A 19,487-nucleotide genomic window follows, 5' to 3' on the forward strand; every position below is an offset into this window, starting at 1 on the left:
GCGTTGGTCGGCCAGTCGCATTTGCCATGCCTCAACCTCCAATGAAGAGGCCAAGCATACAATGTAGTGAATTTTAGTTCCAGGTGACTAGAGGCGCTGCGGCATGCCGCTTTCGGCAGCGCCGAGAACCGCGGCGATAAGCCGGTGGACCTTCAGTGCCTCGCGTCCGTTGACACGTGGCTCGCGATCACCATCGACGGCATCCAGGAAGTCGGCGAGCACCGCTCGGTGATGGCAATGCGGGAAGGCCATCGGATCGGCGCCGGCCCCACCCGCTGCCTCGTCCTCGAACGAAAGCTCGGCTTCGTCGTGCAGGGAAACGGCGAGTCGCTGTCCGCCGAGGCGCGCCATGCCGCGCGTGCCGATAATATCAATCTCATCCGGATAGCCCGGATATGCGCAGGTGGTTGCACTCACGGTTCCTATTGCGCCGCTTGCAAAGCGGATTGCCGCCATTGCCAGGTCTTCGGTTTCCATGCGGTGCACCCTGCTTGTCGTCGCATATGCCTTGACCTCTTCCGGAAGACCGGCGAGCGAAACGAGAAGGTCGAGCGTATGGATGGCCTGGGTGAGGAGCACGCCGCCGCCGTCGCGAGCCCGCATGCCGCGACCCGGCTGGTCGTAATAGCTTTGCGGCCGCCAATTGTGGAGCCGGGCCGAAGCACTGACGATCTCGCCAAGGCGCCCCTCACCGATAAGCTTTGCAAGTTCCACGCTGACCGTGCGAAAGCGGTGCTGAAGCACGATGCCCAGCTTTATACCGGCGCGCGCGGCCACGTCGACCAGGGCTTCTGCCCGGCCCGGCGTGATCTCCAGCGGCTTTTCGAGGAGCACATGCTTTCCTGCTTCCGCCGCCTGCCGCACCAGGTCGAGATGAGTGTTTGGCGGCGTCAATATCATAACGGCCGCGATTGACGGATCCCGAAAGATCGCCTCGACCGAGTCGCACGTCTTGAAACCATAGCTCTCGGAAAAAGCACTCCGCCTGTCCGGCGTCGGGCTGAAGGCGGCAGCCAGCTCAACCCTGTCCTTCAGGTCCAGCAGGCTCTTGACATGCGGCGCGGCCGCCATGCCGAGTCCGATCATGCCGATACGCGTCTTTTCCATCTCCGTCGCTCCCAGTCGGCTTCGTCCGAAATATACCTACACCGAGGCCCGATGCGCGGCAAGAAAGTCATCATACAAATTTACGAAGTTTGTATGTTGACAAGTGAATTTACAGGCTCTAGCCATAGAGTCCTGTTGGAGGAGCGGGAGCGTAATGAAGGGACTGATCGATCCAGATCTGTTGTTTCCGGGCGAGGAGAGCACACGTGCGCTGGCGCGCGGGCTGTATGCCGAAGTAAGCGGCCTGCCGATTGTCAGCCCGCATGGTCATACGGACCCACGCTGGTATGCGCTGAACGAGGCCTTTCCCGACCCGGCTCAACTTCTCATCGTCCCCGACCACTATGTATTCCGAATGCTGTTCAGCCAGGGCATCAGCCTGGAAATGCTCGGCGTACCGACGCTTGACGGCTCTCCGGTGGCGACGGATGGCCGCGCGATCTGGCGACTTTTCTGCGAGAACTATTATCTCTTCCGCGGCACGCCGACGCGGCTCTGGTTCGATTATACGCTTTCTGAGCTGTTCGGCATTGACGAACTGCCTTCGGCTGCCAACGCGGACCGCCTTTACGACCATGTGGCCGAATGCCTCGCACGCCCTGAATACAGGCCGCGTGCGCTTTACGAGCGGTTCAATATCGAGGTGATTTCCACGACGGATAGCGCCCTGGACGATCTGGATTGGCACGCCAGGATCCGTGATAGCGGCTGGAAAGGGCGAGTCGTTCCGGCATACCGGCCAGACGCGGTGGTCGATCCGGATTTTCAGGGTTTTGGGACCAACCTCGATAAGTTCGGCGAGATCACTGGCGCCGACACGGGAACCTGGACCGGATATCTGGACGCCCATCGCTCGCGACGAGCCTACTTCAAGACATTTGGCGCAACCTCGACCGATCACGGCCACGCCACGGCAGACACGGCCAATCTTCCCCAGAACGAAGCAGCGGCACTTTTCGATAACGTACGCTTGGGCAAAGCGAATGCGGACGAGCGGCGACTGTTCCGGGCTCAGATGCTGACCGAGATGGCGAAGATGAGCCTGGACGATGGATTGGTCATGCAGATCCATCCGGGCTCCTTGCGCAATCACTCTCCAGCCATTCTGGCGAAGTTCGGTCGCGACAAAGGTTTCGATATTCCGACTCGCACGGATTATGTGACCGCTCTTAAGCCGTTGCTCGACGTCGTCGGGCTCGAGCGCAATCTGACCATCATTCTCTTTACGCTGGACGAGACGAGCTATGCGCGCGAACTCGCCCCGCTTGCCGGCGTCTACCCGGCTCTGAAGCTCGGGCCCGCATGGTGGTTCCACGACAGTGCGGAGGGCATGCGCCGCTTCCGCGAAATGACCACCGAGACGGCGGGCTTCTACAACACCGTCGGTTTCAACGACGACACAAGGGCGTTTCCGTCAATACCCGCACGCCACGACATTGCGCGCCGGGTCGACTGCGCATTTCTCGCAGGTCTGGTCGCGGAACATCGCCTGCAGGAGAATGAAGCGTACGAGCTTGCGCGGGACCTTGCCTATGGTCTCGCCAAGAAGGCGTACCGGCTTTGAGAAATCACATCATGCCAACGGGAGGAAAAGCATGAAAATCCTGGTAAAACTGGCGGCGGGTCTAGTAGTCGCCGCTGCATTCATGGGCAATGCAGCCAACGCTCAGACGATGCTGCGCTCATCCGACACGCATCCGGACGGCTATCCGACGGTCGAGGCGGTCGAGTACTTCGGTGAACTGGTCAAGGAGCGTACGGCCGGCCGCTACTCCGTCGAGGTCTATCACTCCGCGCAGCTCGGGGAGGAAAAGGACACGATCGAGCAGGTGCGTTCCGGCGTCATCGAGCTGAACCGCGTCTCGATGGCCCCCTTCAACGGTACGGTGAAGGAATCGATCGTTCCGGCGCTTCCCTACCTCTTCCGTTCGGAAGAGCACATGCACAAGGTGATGGACGGGGCGATCGGCGACCAGATCAAGACGGCGTTCGAAAGCGCCGGAGTGGTGGTGCTCGCCTTCTATGACGCCGGCGCGCGTTCCTTCTACAACAAACAGAAGCCGATCAGTTCGGTTGCCGACATGAAAGGCTTGAAGTTCCGCGTGATCCAGTCCGACATCTTCGTGGACATGGTGGCCGCGCTCGGGGCGAACGCTACGCCCATGCCTTACGGTGAAGTCTATTCCGGAATCGAAACGGGCGTCATCGACGGCGCGGAGAACAATTTTCCAAGCTACGACACCGCCAAGCATTTCGAAGTTGCCAAGAACTATTCGCTCGACGAACACACCATCCTTCCGGAGGTATTCGTCATGAACAAGGCCGTCTTCGATAAACTCACGCCGGAAGATCAGGAGATCTTCAAGCAGGCCGCAAAGGACAGTGTCGCCAAACAGCGCGAGCTCTGGGCTGCCAAGGTCAAGGAGTCGCGTGCGAAGGTCGAAGCGGCCGGCGCACAGATCACCACACCCGAAAAGCAGGGTTTCATCGATGCAATGAAGCCGGTCTACGAAAAGCACGTTACCGATGCCGTCCTGAAGAAAATGGTTGAGGACGTGCGCGCGGTACAGTGACGCTTTAGAGAGTTTCCGCTTTTCTCCGAATTGCGGAGCTCTCTAACCTCTTGTTTTACCGCAATTCCGGACGGAAAACCGCTACGCACTTTCCTGGAATTGCTCCAGACGGGCAGGCCGGCAGCACCCACAGCTCACAAGCCGAAGCCTCTGCAGCAGACTGCCCGCCCACTTTCGATGGGAATGAAGCCTTGTCTAACGGATTGTCAAAACTGGGCCGGGGTCTGTCCTGGCTGGGTACGCTCTCGCTCTGGACGGCGGGTGTGGGCCTCGTCGCGATGACGCTCATCGTCGCGTGGCAGGTTTTCTGCCGCTATGTCTTGAACGACTCACCAAGCTGGACCGAGCCCGGCGCCGTCATGCTGATGAGCTGGTTCATCTTTCTTGGTGCAGCTGTCGGCGTACGCGAAAATTACCATCTCGGCTTCGACGTGCTGCTCTACGTGGTGCCTAAATCCGGCAAGATCTGGCTCCGCATGATTTCCGATCTCGTCGCGCTCGCATTCGGCATCGGCATGATCTGGTACGGAGCTCAGCTCGTCGCCCTCACCTGGGACACCGTCCTGCCCTCTCTGCAGATTTCCGGCGGCTGGAGTTACGTGCCGCTCGTCGCGGGCGGCGTCCTCATCTGCTTGTTCGCCCTGGAGCGCATCGTCCTGCGGCTTGCCGGTGAGCCGATCGACGACGTTCTCGACGAAATGCCGCCGGCGGAGGTTGCTGCCGATCTCGAAACCGCGCAAATAAAGGCCTGACGCGATGGATATGATGATCCTCTTCGGCGTATTCACACTGCTGATGCTGATCGGAACGCCGATCGCCTTCTGCCTCGGCGTCGCGTCCTTCGCGACCGTGCTCTATCTCGGCCTGCCGCCGCTGGTGATCTTTCAGCGGCTCAATTCCGGCATGAGCGTGTTCTCACTGCTTGCCATTCCGTTCTTCATCTATGCAGGGGACCTGATGGTGCGCGGCGGAATCGCCCAGAAAATAGTGGCCTTTGCGGCCTCGCTCGTCGGACACATCCGCGGCGGTCTCGGCCAGGTCAATATCGTCACTGCGACCTTGTTCGGGGGCATTTCGGGGTCCGCCGTGGCCGAAGCAGCGGCGGTGGGCGGGCTCATGATCCCGCAGATGAAGCAGCGCGGCTATGGCGCAGATTACGCCGTCAACGTTACATCGATGGCGGCTCTGATCGCGCTGATGCTGCCACCGTCGCACAACATGATCATCTACTCGATATCGGCGGGCGGGAAGATCTCTATCGCAGATCTCTTCACCGCCGGTATCCTCCCCGGTCTCCTCTATGCGGCCGCGCTGATGGTGACCGCCTATTTCGTCGCGCGGCGGCGGGGCTACCCGACGGAGGTCTTTCCCGGCTTCGCCAGGGTCGGCCGCTATCTGCTTGTCTCGACGCCCGGCCTCCTGCTTATCGGCATCATCTTCGGTGGCGTACGTTCGGGTGTGTTCACTGCGACCGAAAGTTCCTGCATCGCCGTTCTCTATGCGCTCGCGGTAACCGTCTTCGTCTATCGGCAGATGACCTGGCGCGATTTCGTCCAGGCCACATTCGCGGCCGTGCGCACGACGGCCATGGTCCTGCTCATCATTGGCATGGCGGCCGCCTTTTCCTGGCTGATGGCATTCCTGAGAGTGCCTGCAGCGCTGATCGACTGGATGAACACGATTTCGGAGAATCCGATCATCGTTCTCCTTTTGCTCAATGTCCTGATGCTGTTTCTCGGAACCTTCATGGACATGGGGCCCACCATCATAATCTGCACGCCGATATTCCTGCCGGTGGCCATGGCCTACGGCGTCGATCCGGTTCATTTCGGCGTCATCATGATCCTGAACTTCGGCATCGGCCTGAACACACCGCCGGTAGGGGCCGTGCAGTTTGTGGCCTGCGCAGTCGGAAAAATCTCCGTCTGGGAGGCGATGCGCAGCATCTGGCCCTTCTACATGGCGGGGTTGATCGTCCTTGGGCTCGTCACCTATGTTCCGGCCCTTTCGCTATGGCTGCCAGCCGTCTTCAAAGGGTGATACGTTTCATGGACCTTCCGACCGAACGCAAACCGAAGCTTTCCGAGCGCGTCGCAAGCTCGATCCGGCAACAGGTTCTGAAAGGTGAAATACAGGCCGGCGAGAAGCTGCCGACGGAGAGCAGGATCAGCGAATTCTTCGGGGTCAGCCGTACGGTCGTTCGCGAAGCGATTGCGACACTCGCAGCCGATGGCCTCGTGGAGCCACGGCAGGGTGCGGGCGTTTTCGTCAAGGACCACCCGACGATCGCCTTCGGTGCGATCAGCCTCGACGCCAGCAACAAGATTTCCCATGCGCTCAACGTCATCGAGGTGCGCATGGGACTGGAGATCGAGAGCGCGGGACTTGCGGCTCTTCGACGCAATAGCGCGCAGGAAGCCCAGATTCAGGAGGCATTTTTCGAGTTCGACCGGCTGCTCGAGCGTGGCGAATCGACCGGAAAGAGCGATTTTGCCTTCCACCGGGCGATCGCTGCTGCGACCAACAATCCCTATTATGTGGAGGTTCTCGATGCGCTTGGTCTACGGGCGATCCCTTGCGATGTCAGCTCTCCCTGGGGAACCGAGAGCGCGCTTTCGCGCGAATATCAGAAGGGCCTTCAGCGGGAGCATCTGGTGATCCTGCAGGCGATTTCCGGGAACGATCCGGAAGCTGCCCGTGCCGCCATGCGTGCCCACCTGACCGCAAGCCAGGAGCGCTATCGCGCCCGGTTGAGCGGGCAGCAGGCGGCCTGGGGCGCGGCCAGGCGCGACGCGTGATCCCCCGACGTTAGGCCGTTTCACTGCTTCAGAGAAGCGCTCTAACCTTTTGAAACCTTGTATTTTCAGGAGCGGAAACGTTCCCTGAAAGTGCTCTAATCCAAGGACCGTGAGCCGATGACAGGCCATATCGACTACACCATTCGCTTCGCCGTTGACCCGGCAACAGCCGCGCGCATGGACACTGACGCGTTGCGCAGGAATTTCCACATTGGCGACCTGTTCCGTCCGGGCCGCATTTCGCTGACCTACAGCCACTACGACCGCATGATCGTCGGCGGAGCAATGCCTGTCGACGCGCCCCTACCGCTCGAGGCTATCCGCCCGACCGGGACGGCGCGCTTTCTCGAGCGGCGCGAGCTCATTGCCGTGAATATCGGCGGCCCCGGCCGTGTCCAGATGAACGGGGAAAGCTTCCGGCTCGAGCCGCGCGACATGGTCTATGCCGGCATGGGCGAGGAAGTCACCTTCTCCTCCGAAGACCCTGCCGCCCCCGCCAAGTTCTACCTTCTCAGTGCGCCCGCCCATCAGACGCTGCCAAGGCGTCATATCCGCATCGGGGACGCCAAACGGCTCGATCTCGGAAGTGCCGCCACATCGAACGAGCGTTCGATTTTTCAGTTCATTCATCCGGAAGGCGTGAAAACCTGCCAGCTGGTCGTCGGAATGACGCAGCTTGCTCCGGGGTCGGTCTGGAACACCATGCCGTGCCACGTGCACGACCGGCGCATGGAAGCCTATCTCTATTTCGACCTCGATGACAGCGCGCGCATTCTGCATCTGATGGGTGAACCGGGCGAAACCCGGCACATCGTGATGGCCAGGGAGGAGGCGGTGCTTTCTCCGCCATGGTCGATCCATTCGGGTTGCGGAACCGCGAACTACGCCTTCATCTGGGCGATGGCCGGCGACAATGTCGACTATACCGATGTGGAGATGGTTGCGATGGAGACGCTTCGATGAGCCTGCCGTCGAGCTTCAGCCTCGCCGGCCGGCGCATCGTCGTCACCGGAGCCAATACCGGTATCGGACAGGGTATCGCGGTTTCGGTCGCCCGGGCCGGCGGCACGGTGATCGGCGTGGGCCGCTCGGCGATGGACGAGACCGAGAAGAAAGTCGCTGATGCGGGTGGGATCTTCATTCCGGCCCGTACCGATCTTGCGGATCGCAAAGCCGCCCGCACCCTCATCGACGGGCTGTGGGACGCGCACGGTCCGCTACATGGCCTCGTCAACAATGCGGGAATCATCCGTCGCGCCGACGCGGTGGATTTCACCGAGGCCGACTGGGACGACGTGATCGACATCAATCTACGTTCGCTGTTCTTCCTGTCTCAGGGTTTCGGGCGGCGGGTGATTGCCGAGAAAAGCCGGGGCAAGATCGTCAACATCGCTTCGCTGCTTTCCTTTCAGGGCGGCATCCGCGTTGCGTCCTACACCGCATCCAAACACGGAGCGCTCGGCATCACACGATTGCTTGCCTGCGAATGGGCGGCCAAGGGCGTCAATGTGAATGCCGTGGCCCCCGGCTACATCATCACGAACAACACGGAAGCGCTTCGCGCCGACGAAAAGCGCAGCACCGCCATTCTGGAGCGCATTCCTGCCGGACGTTGGGGTACGCCCGATGATATCGGCGATGCGGCAGTGTTCCTGCTCGCACCCGCCTCTGACTATATGCACGGAGCCGTCGTCCCGGTCGATGGCGGCTGGCTCGCCCGATAGGAGATGACAATGGATACGAAACTCTTCGCTCAAAGCACCGAAGGCGAATGGGTCGAACTCGGACAAGGCAACCGACGCCGGGTGATCCTGCATACGGACGAGCTCATGCTGGTCGAATTCGCCTTCGAGAAAGACGGCATCGGCGCGCCGCATTCGCACCCGCATGTGCAGGCGAGCTACATCGCCGAGGGCAGGTTCGAAGTTACGGTCGGAGAACAAACGCAGGTTCTTTCCGCCGGCGACAGTTTCATCGCACCTTCCGGCGTGGTCCATGGTGTCAGGGCGCTGGACGCCGGTCGGCTGATCGACAGCTTCACGCCACACCGCGCCGATTTTCTGAAGTAGGCACTTTGGGGAAAGGCTTGTCGCGTCGTTGCAAAGAGGTGGAGCGGCTCACCCCTCGCGCAAGGCAAAGGGACGTCCAGCCATCCTCTCGGGGACGGCGGCCGTCGTGCCTCGTTTCACGAGAGGCCCATCCACCTTGATCGTCATCGGGCGCGGGTTCTTTCCATGTATCGCCATGTCGATCAGGATTTCCGCGGCCTTTTGGCCCATTTCGTAGTTCGGCAACACGAGCGTCGACAGTGGCGGATGCGTGTAGCGAGCGAGCTCCTGGTCGTCGTAGCCGAGCACCGACAGGTCCTGCGGCACGCGCAGCCCCCGCTCCGACGCTGCCTCGAGCGCGCCGATCGCCATCAGATCATTGCCGCAGAAGATTGCGGTGGGCGGATTGTCGATCGCAAGCAGCTCCAGGGCGGCCTCGTAGCCACGCAATGGCAGCCAGTCGCCGTTGCGCACGAGTGACTCGTCATAGGCGATATCGGCGGTCGCCAAGGCTTGCTTGTAGCCTTTGAGCCGGTCGATAGCGGCGTCCATCCAGGGTTCGCCGTTGATGAAGCCGATGCGCCGGTGCCCGAGAGACGTGAGATGCGCGGTCGCCGCGAAGCCCCCCGCAACCTCCCCCGGTACGATCGCCATGTGCTGGCGCGGCTCGGCATAGCAGTTCAAAAGGATCGTCGGGACGTTTTCCAATTCGCGCGGCACGCTCACCTTCCGTGTGAAGATCGTCGCATAAATAACACCGGCGATTGCCGGATCTCGAAGGACGGACCGTAGGACGGCGCTCTCCAGGTCCGGATTTGAGCGAGTGGCGTGGGCAGAGACGAGCAGGCCCTGCTCGAAGGCATAGTCGCGAATGCCGTCGAGGCTGACCACCGGATGCGGACTTGTCGATATCTCGTCGACGATGAAGGCTATCGTGTCCTTTTCGATCGCGGGAGCGTGGTCGAGGTCCTGGCGTGTGTTGGGCAACCTGTATCCGATCTTGCGCGCCGCGTCGCGCACGCGCGCCCGGGTCTCGGCCGAGATGCGGGCTCCGGACATCTCGTTGAGCACGAGGGAGACACTCGACTGTGAGACGCCGGCGATACGCGCCACGTCGGTCATGGTAGGCCTGCCGCCGCCCGCATCCTTCGGCGACCCGTTGCCTCCGTTGCCCTTTCCCATTTTGCTCCCCTACCCGGCGCTGCAGCGCCGCATTCAATTTGTGCATGTGCTAATAACTTTAGCCTTGACTGCTAATAATATTAGCGCAAGGTTTTTCCGTGTGAAGCATAAACTTGCTCGCAGCCGGTGGAGGAATACCGGCAAACCGGGAGGAAAGAACACCATGAACAGGATTTCACGCCGCGCGTTCATGCTTGCCGCGACCGCGGCTGGCGCAATCGCCGTCGCCGGGACTGTCGCATTCGCGGAACTGCCGAAGCTCGCGCAGAAGGAGACCTACAAGGTCGGCTTCGCGCAAACGGAATCCAACAACCCCTGGCGCATCGCACAGACCAACAGCATGAAGGCCGAGGCCGAGAAGCTCGGGCATCAGCTGGTCTATACCGATGCTGCCGGATCCGCTGCCAAGCAGGTGGCCGACGTCAACTCGATGATCGCCCAGGGGGTCGACCTGATCTTCCTCGCACCGCGGGAAGAAAAACCGCTCATCCCCGCCGTCATGGCCGCCAAGAAGGCCGGCATCCCCGTCATCCTGCTCGACCGAAGTGTCGATCCGTCGCTTGCCAAGGCGGGCGAGGACTACGTCACCTTCATCGGCTCGGATTTCATAGAGGAAGGCAAGCGCATCGCCGAGTGGCTGATCAAGAACGCCAACGGCAAGTCGAAGATCATCGAGCTCGAAGGGACCACCGGTTCGTCCCCGGCCAACGACCGCAAGAAAGGCTTCGACGAGACGATCAAAACGGCAGGCGGCTTTGAGATCGTCGCATCGCAGTCGGGCGATTTCGCCCGGGACAAGGGCCGGCAGGTTGCCGAAGCCCTGTTGCAGGCGCACCCGGATGCCGACATCGTTTACGCGCATAACGACGAAATGGCGATCGGCGCCATCGCTGCCATCGAGGCGGCCGGCAAGGTCCCAGGCAAGGATGTGCTGGTATTGTCGATCGACGGCGGCAAGGAAGCGGTTCAGGCGGTCATCGACGGCAAGATCGCAGCAGTCGTCGAATGCAATCCGCGCTTCGGACCCAAGGCCTTCGAAACGATGCTGCGTTACGCCAAGGGCGAGAAGATCGACCCGCTGGTCATAAACGAGGACAAGTTCTACGACTCGACCAACGCGGCTGCCGAACTCGCCAACGCGTACTGACATCCTTCTTGATCGGCCGGCCCATGCCGGCCGATCAACGGGTTCGGTGATCCTGCGCGTTTCCCACAGTCGCGACCAGACAGATCGGCATCGGGAGGTTTCATGCTTCTGTCCATGCACGGCATCTGCAAATCCTTCAACGGCATTCCCGCGCTTCGCTCGGCTTCACTTGAAGTCGGCGAAGCCGAGGTGATGGCGCTCGTTGGTCAGAACGGCGCAGGAAAGTCGACGCTTATCAAGATACTGACCGGCGCGTACCGGCGCGACGAGGGTTCGATCGCCTTTGCGGGAGAGGACGTTTCCTTCAACATGCCGGCCGAGAGCCAGGCCAGGGGGATTGCAACGATCTACCAGGAGATCAACCTCGCCCCGCAACGCTCCGTTGCCGAGAACATCTATCTTTCGCGCGAACCCCGGCGCTTCGGTTTGATCGATAGGCGTGCAATGCGCGAAGGCGCGGTAGCCGTCCTGCGGACCTTCAACCTGGAAATCGACGTCGATCAGCCGGTCGCCCACTTCAGCGCCGCGACCCGGCAGATGGTCGCGATTGCGCGCGCCGTCACTCAGAAGGCGCGTCTCGTTATCATGGACGAGCCTACCTCTTCCCTTGACGAGCGCGAGGTCGCCATCCTCTTCGAAACGATCAGAACGCTCAAACGCGCCGGCGTTTCCGTTGTCTTCATCGGCCATCGTCTGGACGAGCTCTATCGGATTTGCGACAGCGTTACGATCATGCGGGACGGTAAGACGGTGGCGACGGGCGCGATGGCGGAGATGCCGAAGCTCGCACTGGTGCGCCATATGCTGGGGAAGGAGCTCGCTGCCTTCGAAGCGATTGCCAAGGATGCGGACGAGGGCGCGCAGCGGCCGGTGCGCCTATCGGTCGAGAATGCCGGGGCCGGCGTTCGGGTGCGGAATGTCAGCCTGACGGTGCGCGAAGGCGAGATCTCGGGGCTTGCCGGTCTGCTCGGCTCCGGCCGAACCGAAACCGCCAATCTGATTTTCGGCGCCGACCGGCTTGAACGCGGGGAAATTCGCTACAAAGGCCAAGCGCGATCCTATCGTCGGCCCGCGGAAGCCATTGCGGACGGCATCGGTCTCGTTTCCGAGGATCGGAAAGTCGACGGCATCATTCCGGATATGAGCATCCGTGAAAACATGACGCTCGCGCTTCTGCCGAAGCTCGCCCGTAGCGGCATTGTCGATCGCGCGCGCCAGGATGAGATCGTCGCGCGCTACATCGCCGCGCTTGGGATCAAATGCACTTCGCCCGACCAGCCTATCAAGGAACTCTCTGGGGGCAACCAGCAGAAGGTGCTGCTCGGACGATGGCTCTGCACCGATCCGAAACTCCTGATCGTCGACGAACCGACTCGCGGCATCGATATCGGCGCCAAAGCCGAAATTCTCCGCCTTTTGCGCAGGTTAGCGGACGAGGGTTTGGGCGTGCTGATGATTTCGTCGGAGCTCGAGGAATTGCTCGCGGCAGCCGACCGGGTAACCGTCCTCAGCGATGGAACCTCGGTGGCGGTTCTGCCGCGCAGGGAGTTGAGCGAGGCAGCGCTCTTTGCCGCCATGGCGCATCAGGTGGAGTAGCATGACGACGATCGAGACACAGGCCACCGCGGGCACCGTCCCCTCCGGCAAACGCTTCTTCACACTGGCCGGACGATACGGCACTGTCGCCGCGTTCCTCGCACTGATCCTATTCAACGTCCTCTTCACTCCAAACTTCCTGTCCTTGCAGACGCTCAACGTCAACCTGACCCAGGTCGCCACGATCGTGATCGTCGCCGCCGGCATGACACTGGTGATTGCTACCGGCGGCATCGACCTTTCCGTGGGTTCACTGATGGCGATAGGCGGTGCGCTTGCACCGATGATCTTCACGGGCGCGCTGTTTCCGGTTTCGTCCATGCCCGTCGCCGTGGCACTTGCCTTTATTCTGCCGGTCATCGCCACGGCGCTGCTCGGTTTGTTCAACGGGCTGCTGGTGACTCGTTTCGCCATCCAGCCGATCATCGCGACCCTCGTCCTGTTCATTGCCGGCCGCGGCATCGCCCAGGTCATGACCAACGGCAACCTGCAGGTCTTCCGCAACGAAGGCTTCCAATTCATAGCTCTCGGGCGCATTGCCGGCATTCCCGCCCAGGTAATTCTGATGATTGTGATTGCGGCGATCGCATGGGCGGCAGTTCGCCACACGGTTTTTGGACGCCAGGTCATCGCGGTCGGGGGCAACGAGAAGGCAGCCCGGCTGACCGGTATCCCCGTGCACCGCGTCAAACTGCTCGTCTATATGATCAGCGGCGCGCTTGCCGGCGTGGCGGGCCTCATCGTCGTCGCGCGGAATTCCGCAAGCGATGCAAACCTTGTCGGCCTCGGCATGGAACTAGACGCAATCGCCGCCGTCGCCGTAGGCGGCACGCTTCTGACCGGCGGGCGCGCGAACATCATGGGCACCTTGATCGGCGCCCTGGTTATCCAGCTGGTGCGCTACACCCTGCTTGCAAATGGTGTGCCCGACGCGGCTGCGCTGATCGTCAAGGCTGCCCTGATCCTGCTTGCGGTATTCATCCAGCAGCGTGCAGGAAAACCGTGAGGGAGAATGACGATGAACGCCTTCCGTAACACTTTTGCGCTGAAGTCTTCCGGGGACATGGCCCGGCTCGGCGTCATTCTCGCGCTCGCCGGTCTCATCCTGTTCGGCGCCCTGCGTTATGAGAACTTCCTCTCACAGTACAACATCCTGAGCTTTCTGCGTTACAACTCGATGTTTGCGCTGATCGCCCTGGGCATGGCCTTCGTCATCATGACGGGGGGTATCGATCTTTCGGTCGGCGGCACCGCGGCAATGGCGAGCGTCGTCGCGGCGCTTCTATCGCCCTATCACTGGGCTGCAGGTCTCTTCGGTGGCATTGCGGCGGGCCTTGCCGTCGGGGCGCTGAACGGCTTCACCGTAACCGTGATGCGCATCCAGCCCTTTATCGCCACGCTCGCAACCATGCTTGCTGCCTATGGCACCGCTTTGCTGCTCGCGGGTAACCAGTCGGTCTCCGTTTCCTATGACAGCGGCTTCACGGCGATTGGCCAGGACGACTTCCTGGGCTTCCCCATTCCCGCCTGGATCGCCCTTCTCGTCTATTTTGCCGGCTGGCTGGTGCTAGAACGGCTGCCCGTCGGCCGCCATGTTCTGGCCATAGGCGACGGCGAGGCGACGGCCGCATTGATGGGCCTCAAGGTAAGACGAACGCTCGCCGCGGTCTATACCGGCTCCGGCGCGCTGGCGGGGCTTGCAGGCGTCATCCTTGCCTCGCAATTCGGCGCCGGCCAGCCTACCGAGGGGGTCGGCTGGGAACTCTTCGCCATCGCCTCGGTGGTCGTCGGTGGTACGCTCCTGACGGGCGGTTCCGGGTCCGTCGGCGCAACACTTGCGGGAGCTCTGCTGCTCGCAATGGTGTTCAACATCCTGAATTTCGAGAATGGCCTCGGGTGGATTTCCCTTTCGGCCTATTGGCAGTCTGTCATCCGCGGCGGCTTCCTGCTCGTCGTCGTCGTTCTTCAGGCGCGGTTGATGTCGCGCGGTGCGAGTGAGGGACGCGTCTGAGGTGCAGGTGACGCCCGCGACAAAGAGAAAGCAAGAGGACAAGCAATGAATACGACAGCAACACGCGAAACGAGCCCTGGCTATGACCTCGACGCGTCCGTCGAAGCCTTGCAGCGCGAAGGCATTACCGGCCTCAAAAGCGCCTTCTCGCGCGAATGGGCGGAGGCGATGCGTGAAGACATGATGACGGCCTTCTGGTCGGCCATTCAGCGGCCGGGCGGCGCCGTCGGTCGCGGGCCGCGCCGCTGGTATGTCGAGATCCATCCGCAGGACTTTTCCGGCTTCGTCGATCTCGTCACCCACCCATGGGTCGTCGGCATATGCGAGGCGATGCTCGGTCCGGACTATCAGATCGTCGAGATCGGTTTCGACGTACCTTTTCAGGGAGCGAAGTACCAACCCTGGCACCGCGACTTCCCTTCGCCGCCCGAGACCTGTGTCGAGCGCCGCATCACCTCGCTCGCCTTCAACCTCACCGGCGTGGACGTGACGGAGGATATGGGGCCGTTCGAAATCGCACCCGGCACCCAGTGGCTCGACGGCAGGGAGTGGAAACATGAAATGTTCCCGCCCAAGGAAAGGTGGCCCGAGTTTCAAAAGCTCGCGACACGCAAATATCCCAGGCTCGGCGATGTTTCATGCCGGTCCGCGCTCACCATCCATCGCGGGACGGAACACGCTTCGCCGATCGCCCGCCCTGTCATGGTCCTCGGCGTCGACGCGCCCGGCGCCGGCCATGCCGAACTGCACGACATGATGGTGACGCAGGACTACTACGACGCGCTACCGAAACTGGTGAAGCAACACCTCGTCTGCAGGATCGTCGACGAGCTGATCCCCGTCACGCAGAAACACGACATCGAAGGTCTTGTGATGGGCTCGACGCCTACCTGAACGGCTCCGGCGCTCGGAGCGCAACGGTCACTACAGCGACGTTCGTGATTTACGACAACAAAGACCGCCGCAGCACCATGATCTGCTGCATGTTCTTGTCCTTTGATCGTCTCCGATTAAAGGACAAATGCAGTTAGGCCCGGCAGCAGCTTGTCCAATGTCAGCGGGAACTCACGAACCCGCACCCCGGTGGCGTTATAGACCGCATTGGCGATAGCCGCGCCCGCCCCGCAGACGCCGAGTTCTCCTAGGCCCTTGGCGCCGAGGGGATTGGCCTTGTCGTCGTTCTCCTCGAGGAACACGACATCGAGGTCGGGGACATCACCATTGACCGGAATATGGTATTCGGCAAGATCATGATTGACGAAACGTCCGTAGCGGCCGTCGAGCACGGTTTTTTCCATCAGGGCTGCGCCGAGCCCCCAGGTCATGCCTCCGAGAATCTGTGAACGCGCCGTCTTTGTATTGAGAATACGGCCTGCGTCGATCACGGCAAGCAGGCGCCTTGCACGGATCTCGCCCGTGTCGCAGTCAACGCTGACCTCGGCAAAATGCGCACCATATGAATGCTGCGAAAATGCCTGGTAGGCCTCTGTGCCGGCCCCCGCCTCGACCGAACCCCGGGCGTCGAGACCTTCGGGTGCGACCCGGCGTAAGACGTCCTTCAGGTCCTCAGCCCGATTGCCGAACCGCACCGCTCCCGCCGCCATCGAAACGTCGGCGGCATTCCGAACCGGCGCGCCATGCACGCGGGCGGCGGCAAGAATTTTCTCTTTCAACGCTTCACACGCACGCAAAAGAGCCGTTCCGGCGCTCGCCGCCCCCCAGGATCCGCCGGAGCCCGCCGTCAGAGGAAAGCGGCTGTCGCCGAGTTCGATCGCAACTGCAGCAAGGGGAACGCCCAGAGTATCGGCGGCAATCTGAGTCAGGATGGTGTAGGTGCCGGTGCCGATATCGGTCATGTCAAGGCGAGCGGTCACCTGTCCCTCGGCATCAATCCGGACCCAAGCCGCAGCGGCTCCGATGTAGTTCGGCCGGATCGCAGCGGCCATGCCTATCCCCACCAGCTTTCGTCCTTCGCGAAGGCGGCCCGGTTCTGGGCTGCGCCGCCCCCAGTCGAATCGACGCGCCCCTTCCTGCATGCAGGCTACGAGGTTGCGCGTGGAAAACGGCACCCGGCGTTCCGGATCCTGATCGGGCTCGTTACGAATCCTGAGCTCGATCGGGTCGAGATCCAGGTGTTCGGCGAGTTCGTCCATGGCGCATTCCAGCGCGAGCATGCCGGGCGCCTCACCCGGAGATCGCATCCATTCGCCTCGGTTGAGGTCGACGGGAACGAGCCGGTGTCGGGTCAGGCGATTGGATGCGGCGTAGAGCGAACGGGCAAAAACCGCTGTTTGCTCGCAGAACTCCTCGACGCGGGCGGTAGCGGACCAGACGTCATGCCCAAGGGCTATCAACCTGCCATCCGCACGCGCGCCCAATCTTACCTGCTGCAGCATTTCCGCACGGTGACCGGCATTGGCGAACATCTGCTGCCGCGTCAGGGTAATCTTGACGGGCCTTTTAAGGATACGGGCGGCCAGGGCCGCGAATACCGAATCGGCATGGACGATCAGTTTGGAACCGAAACCACCACCAATATAACGGCTAACCACACGCACTCGCTCGACCGGGACGCCGAGCGTGGCGGCAAGACCTGCACGGAAGTTCGAGAGAGTCTGTGCCGAGGTGTGGATCGTTACATCGTCCCCCTGCCAGATTGCCAAGGTAGCATGCGGTTCCATGGGATTGTGATGCTGGTAGGGCGTACGGTAGCTCACGTCGATCCGCACCTCTGCCTCCGCGAATGCCGTCTCGAAATCACCAACCGCGCTGTCCGTCTCAAAGCCTGCATTGGTCCGCTTGGGCGCATAGGCCGCGGCAAGGTGCTCTTCGAGACCGAAGTCGCCGGCAGTCTCCTGATAACGGATCTTGATGAGGGCCGCCGCGGCACGTGCTGCCTCGAAGGTTTCGGCGACCACCAGCCCGACGGGCTGATCGTAGAAATGCACATGATCGCCACGGAGCACGGGTCGCGCACGGGTGAAAACCTCGCGTACGGCCGGCGTGACGGCCGGACCGAATTCCTGTTGGCGCGGCGCATTCAAATGCGTCATCACATAAAGGACGCCTGGCGCTCGTTCGGCGAGTTCCGCGTCGATTTTCAGAATGCGGCCTTTGGCAATGGCCGCACCGAGAATATAGCCATAAGCCGGAGGCGGGCCCTCCGCAATTTCGTAGGCATAGGGAGCGGTGCCGGTGACCTTGCGCGGCCCATCGACGCGGTCGACCGCTTTCCCTATGAATTGGTCGCCGCCGCTTGTAGTACGTCGCTGCGCATTTTCGGTCATTGTTTCCACCAATTTTTTCGGTCAAACCAGTTCGGCCGCGGCGGCGAGCGTGTAGCGCACCGTCCGCTTGGCCAAGCGTATCTTGAAGTCGTTGCCGCCATGCCCGACGGCTTCGGGGAGAGCCGCCTCGGCGGCCTCCGATAAGTCCTGATCCGAAAGAGCCGAACCAGCAAGCCTGCTCTCGACCTCGGGCGCCCGCCAGGGTTTCGGCGCCACGCCGCCGATGGCGACGCGCGCGCTTCGCACCCGATTGCCGGAAGTTTCGATGATCGCTGCAACGGAAACAAGGGCGAACGCATAGGAGGCACGGTCGCGCACCTTACGGTACACCTGCCGGCCCGCCGGCGGCGGTGGCAGAGTGACGCCAGTGATCATTTCGCCATGGGCGAGCACCGTCTCCTGGTCCGCCGTTGTCCCAGGCAGCAGATAGAGGTCACCGAGCGGGATCGACCGCGTTTCTCCTCCCGGTGACACTGTTTCGACCCTTGCATCGAGCACTGCCATGGCCACCGCCATGTCGGACGGATGCACGGCAATGCATGAATCGCTCGCTCCGATCACCGCATGCATTCGGTTGAAGCCCCTCAGCGCGGCGCAGCCGGCGCCGGGCTCCCGTTTGTTGCAAGGCATGTTGCTATCGTAGAAATAGGGGCATCGCGTGCGTTGGAGAAGGTTTCCGCCAGTGGAAGCCTTATTGCGGATCTGGCCGGAAGCGCCCGCCAGCAGCGCCTGAGACAAAACAGGATAGCGCGACCTGACGCCCGGATCAGCGGCGAGGTCGCTATTGCGAACTTGGGCGCCGATATGCAACCCGCCCTCCTCCGTCGGCTCGACACGGTCCAGCGGCAGTCGGCTGATGTCCACGAGATGCTGCGGGCGCTCGATGTCCAGCTTCATCAGATCAAGCAGATTGGTGCCACCGGAGATGAAACGCGCTGCCGGTCTTCCCGCGACGGCCGCCACAGCCCCCGCCACGTCTTCGCTTCGCTGATAAGTAAAGGGCTGCATGCTTCATGACCTTTCTGCGGCATCGCGAATGGCGGCGACGATGTTGGGATAGGCGGCGCAACGGCAGAGATTGCCGCTCATGCGCTCGCGGATTTCGGTGTCGGTCAACGCGGCGGGAGCGGCGCCAACATCCGCGCTCACATGGCTCGGCCAACCTTCCTTCGCCTCTCGCAACATTGCGACTGCGGAGCAGATCTGGCCCGGCGTGCAGTAGCCGCACTGGAAACCATCATGTTCGATGAAAGCCGCCTGAACCGGGTGAAGTTCGCCCTCGGCTGCAAGCCCTTCGATCGTGGTGATTTCATCGCCTTCATGCATGGCGGCCAGCGACAGACAGGCATTGATCCGGCGCCCGTTCACAAGGACGGTGCAGGCGCCGCATTGACCATGGTCGCAACCCTTTTTCGAACCGGTGAGACCGAGATGGTTGCGCAAGGTGTCGAGCAGCGTCGTTCGCGGATCCACTTCCACCGCTATATTTCTGGCGTTGATATTGAGCTTAACCGGCAATGTGGGCATCGGGGTTACTGTGGGTTCAGCAGCAACGGCGGCGACCGCGGAACGTCCAACTGGCAGCCCGGCGACAAGGAGCATGGTGGTGGCTGCCCCGCCCTCCAGAAGCGCCCGTCGCGTCGGACCAGTTTCTTTTTGCTTTTCTGGCACGTGTCATCTCCGGTTCGCCTGTTGAGGAGGATACTTGCCGCCTGCATTGCAGCCGGCAGCGTGCATC

18 protein-coding genes are annotated in these 19,487 nt (G+C 61.8%); 13 read left to right on the top strand and 5 right to left on the bottom strand.

Annotated features, from left to right (window positions below):
- Nucleotides 1–87 precede the first annotated feature (87 nt).
- Nucleotides 88–1,107: a Gfo/Idh/MocA family protein gene (locus FB009_RS22775; protein WP_018012841.1), complete on the bottom strand. Its 1,020-nt coding sequence runs from the start codon at nucleotides 1,105–1,107 to the stop codon at nucleotides 88–90.
- A 154-nt stretch (nucleotides 1,108–1,261) separates the two neighbouring features.
- Between FB009_RS22775 and uxaC the strand changes: the two genes are divergently transcribed.
- The 8 genes from uxaC to FB009_RS22815 all read left to right on the top strand — a co-directional run bounded on the left by uxaC (nucleotide 1,262) and on the right by FB009_RS22815 (nucleotide 8,547).
- The gene (uxaC, locus tag FB009_RS22780) at nucleotides 1,262–2,671 is read left to right on the top strand and encodes a glucuronate isomerase (protein WP_024324817.1); all 1,410 of its coding nucleotides are present in this window, start codon (nucleotides 1,262–1,264) and stop codon (nucleotides 2,669–2,671) included.
- Nucleotides 2,672–2,702: 31 nt separating this feature from the next.
- Nucleotides 2,703–3,680 carry a TRAP transporter substrate-binding protein gene (locus tag FB009_RS22785; protein WP_024311685.1) on the top strand — a complete coding sequence of 326 codons (978 nt, stop codon included), beginning with the start codon at nucleotides 2,703–2,705 and terminating at the stop codon, nucleotides 3,678–3,680.
- Nucleotides 3,681–3,871: 191 nt separating this feature from the next.
- Nucleotides 3,872–4,432, top strand: coding sequence for a TRAP transporter small permease (locus tag FB009_RS22790; protein WP_018012844.1), 561 nt, complete (start codon nucleotides 3,872–3,874; stop codon nucleotides 4,430–4,432).
- Nucleotides 4,433–4,436: 4 nt separating this feature from the next.
- The gene (locus FB009_RS22795) at nucleotides 4,437–5,720 is read left to right on the top strand and encodes a TRAP transporter large permease (RefSeq protein ID WP_018012845.1); all 1,284 of its coding nucleotides are present in this window, start codon (nucleotides 4,437–4,439) and stop codon (nucleotides 5,718–5,720) included.
- Nucleotides 5,721–5,728: 8 nt separating this feature from the next.
- Nucleotides 5,729–6,478 carry a FadR/GntR family transcriptional regulator gene (locus FB009_RS22800; protein WP_018012846.1) on the top strand — a complete coding sequence of 250 codons (750 nt, stop codon included), beginning with the start codon at nucleotides 5,729–5,731 and terminating at the stop codon, nucleotides 6,476–6,478.
- A gap of 117 nt (nucleotides 6,479–6,595) precedes the next feature.
- The gene (kduI, locus tag FB009_RS22805; protein WP_024311686.1) at nucleotides 6,596–7,441 is read left to right on the top strand and encodes a 5-dehydro-4-deoxy-D-glucuronate isomerase; all 846 of its coding nucleotides are present in this window, start codon (nucleotides 6,596–6,598) and stop codon (nucleotides 7,439–7,441) included.
- Nucleotides 7,438–8,202 carry a 2-dehydro-3-deoxy-D-gluconate 5-dehydrogenase KduD gene (kduD, locus tag FB009_RS22810; RefSeq protein ID WP_024311687.1) on the top strand — a complete coding sequence of 255 codons (765 nt, stop codon included), beginning with the start codon at nucleotides 7,438–7,440 and terminating at the stop codon, nucleotides 8,200–8,202. Before kduI ends, kduD begins: the two co-directional genes overlap by 4 nt.
- A 9-nt stretch (nucleotides 8,203–8,211) precedes the next feature.
- On the top strand, nucleotides 8,212–8,547 hold the full coding sequence (locus FB009_RS22815; RefSeq protein WP_024311688.1) for a cupin domain-containing protein: 336 nt from the start codon (nucleotides 8,212–8,214) through the stop codon (nucleotides 8,545–8,547).
- A 48-nt stretch (nucleotides 8,548–8,595) separates the two neighbouring features.
- On the opposite strand, the gene FB009_RS22820 is transcribed toward FB009_RS22815, so the two are convergent.
- Entirely contained in the window at nucleotides 8,596–9,708 is a 1,113-nt protein-coding gene (locus tag FB009_RS22820) for a LacI family DNA-binding transcriptional regulator (protein ID WP_018012849.1), read from the bottom strand.
- 163 nt (nucleotides 9,709–9,871) lie between these two features.
- Between FB009_RS22820 and FB009_RS22825 the strand changes: the two genes are divergently transcribed.
- The 5 genes from FB009_RS22825 to FB009_RS22845 all read left to right on the top strand — a co-directional run bounded on the left by FB009_RS22825 (nucleotide 9,872) and on the right by FB009_RS22845 (nucleotide 15,356).
- Entirely contained in the window at nucleotides 9,872–10,855 is a 984-nt protein-coding gene (locus FB009_RS22825; protein WP_012061670.1) for an ABC transporter substrate-binding protein, read from the top strand.
- Nucleotides 10,856–10,957: 102 nt separating this feature from the next.
- Nucleotides 10,958–12,451 (top strand): sugar ABC transporter ATP-binding protein, encoded by a 1,494-nt coding sequence (locus FB009_RS22830; protein ID WP_024311689.1) that lies wholly within the window; start codon nucleotides 10,958–10,960, stop codon nucleotides 12,449–12,451.
- A 1-nt stretch (nucleotide 12,452) separates the two neighbouring features.
- A complete protein-coding gene (locus tag FB009_RS22835) occupies nucleotides 12,453–13,457 on the top strand; it encodes an ABC transporter permease (RefSeq protein ID WP_024311690.1) in 1,005 nt (334 codons plus the stop codon).
- A gap of 12 nt (nucleotides 13,458–13,469) precedes the next feature.
- Nucleotides 13,470–14,462 carry an ABC transporter permease gene (locus tag FB009_RS22840; protein ID WP_024311691.1) on the top strand — a complete coding sequence of 331 codons (993 nt, stop codon included), beginning with the start codon at nucleotides 13,470–13,472 and terminating at the stop codon, nucleotides 14,460–14,462.
- A 45-nt stretch (nucleotides 14,463–14,507) separates the two neighbouring features.
- On the top strand, nucleotides 14,508–15,356 hold the full coding sequence (locus FB009_RS22845) for a phytanoyl-CoA dioxygenase family protein (RefSeq protein ID WP_024311692.1): 849 nt from the start codon (nucleotides 14,508–14,510) through the stop codon (nucleotides 15,354–15,356).
- Between the two features lie 116 nt (nucleotides 15,357–15,472).
- Here FB009_RS22845 and FB009_RS22850 read toward each other — a convergent pair whose 3' ends face one another.
- Genes FB009_RS22850 through FB009_RS22860 form a run of 3 tightly spaced genes read right to left on the bottom strand, consistent with a single transcriptional unit; the run spans nucleotide 15,473 to nucleotide 19,420 of the window.
- Nucleotides 15,473–17,749 carry a xanthine dehydrogenase family protein molybdopterin-binding subunit gene (locus tag FB009_RS22850; RefSeq protein WP_024324818.1) on the bottom strand — a complete coding sequence of 759 codons (2,277 nt, stop codon included), beginning with the start codon at nucleotides 17,747–17,749 and terminating at the stop codon, nucleotides 15,473–15,475.
- Between the two features lie 21 nt (nucleotides 17,750–17,770).
- Nucleotides 17,771–18,757 (bottom strand): FAD binding domain-containing protein, encoded by a 987-nt coding sequence (locus tag FB009_RS22855; RefSeq protein ID WP_024311694.1) that lies wholly within the window; start codon nucleotides 18,755–18,757, stop codon nucleotides 17,771–17,773.
- A gap of 3 nt (nucleotides 18,758–18,760) precedes the next feature.
- Entirely contained in the window at nucleotides 18,761–19,420 is a 660-nt protein-coding gene (locus FB009_RS22860; RefSeq protein WP_024311695.1) for a 2Fe-2S iron-sulfur cluster-binding protein, read from the bottom strand.
- Nucleotides 19,421–19,487: the final 67 nt, after the last annotated feature.

Source organism: Sinorhizobium medicae, from assembly GCF_007827695.1.
GTDB lineage: Bacteria > Pseudomonadota > Alphaproteobacteria > Rhizobiales > Rhizobiaceae > Sinorhizobium > Sinorhizobium medicae.

What these genes read in the sequence shown, in the direction of transcription:
- FB009_RS22800 (WP_018012846.1), top strand. Translation starts at nt 5,729, where the DNA reads ATGGACCTTCCGACCGAACGCAAACCGAAGCTTTCCGAGCGCGTCGCA.
- FB009_RS22815 (WP_024311688.1), top strand. Translation starts at nt 8,212, where the DNA reads ATGGATACGAAACTCTTCGCTCAAAGCACCGAAGGCGAATGGGTCGAA.
- FB009_RS22830 (WP_024311689.1), top strand. Translation starts at nt 10,958, where the DNA reads ATGCTTCTGTCCATGCACGGCATCTGCAAATCCTTCAACGGCATTCCC.
- FB009_RS22845 (WP_024311692.1), top strand. Translation starts at nt 14,508, where the DNA reads ATGAATACGACAGCAACACGCGAAACGAGCCCTGGCTATGACCTCGAC.
- FB009_RS22835 (WP_024311690.1), top strand. Translation starts at nt 12,453, where the DNA reads ATGACGACGATCGAGACACAGGCCACCGCGGGCACCGTCCCCTCCGGC.
- FB009_RS22795 (WP_018012845.1), top strand. Translation starts at nt 4,437, where the DNA reads ATGGATATGATGATCCTCTTCGGCGTATTCACACTGCTGATGCTGATC.
- FB009_RS22850 (WP_024324818.1), bottom strand. Translation starts at nt 17,749, where the DNA reads ATGACCGAAAATGCGCAGCGACGTACTACAAGCGGCGGCGACCAATTC.
- kduI (WP_024311686.1), top strand. Translation starts at nt 6,596, where the DNA reads ATGACAGGCCATATCGACTACACCATTCGCTTCGCCGTTGACCCGGCA.
- kduD (WP_024311687.1), top strand. Translation starts at nt 7,438, where the DNA reads ATGAGCCTGCCGTCGAGCTTCAGCCTCGCCGGCCGGCGCATCGTCGTC.
- uxaC (WP_024324817.1), top strand. Translation starts at nt 1,262, where the DNA reads ATGAAGGGACTGATCGATCCAGATCTGTTGTTTCCGGGCGAGGAGAGC.
- FB009_RS22840 (WP_024311691.1), top strand. Translation starts at nt 13,470, where the DNA reads ATGAACGCCTTCCGTAACACTTTTGCGCTGAAGTCTTCCGGGGACATG.
- FB009_RS22825 (WP_012061670.1), top strand. Translation starts at nt 9,872, where the DNA reads ATGAACAGGATTTCACGCCGCGCGTTCATGCTTGCCGCGACCGCGGCT.
- FB009_RS22785 (WP_024311685.1), top strand. Translation starts at nt 2,703, where the DNA reads ATGAAAATCCTGGTAAAACTGGCGGCGGGTCTAGTAGTCGCCGCTGCA.
- FB009_RS22855 (WP_024311694.1), bottom strand. Translation starts at nt 18,757, where the DNA reads ATGCAGCCCTTTACTTATCAGCGAAGCGAAGACGTGGCGGGGGCTGTG.
- FB009_RS22820 (WP_018012849.1), bottom strand. Translation starts at nt 9,708, where the DNA reads ATGGGAAAGGGCAACGGAGGCAACGGGTCGCCGAAGGATGCGGGCGGC.
- FB009_RS22775 (WP_018012841.1), bottom strand. Translation starts at nt 1,107, where the DNA reads ATGGAAAAGACGCGTATCGGCATGATCGGACTCGGCATGGCGGCCGCG.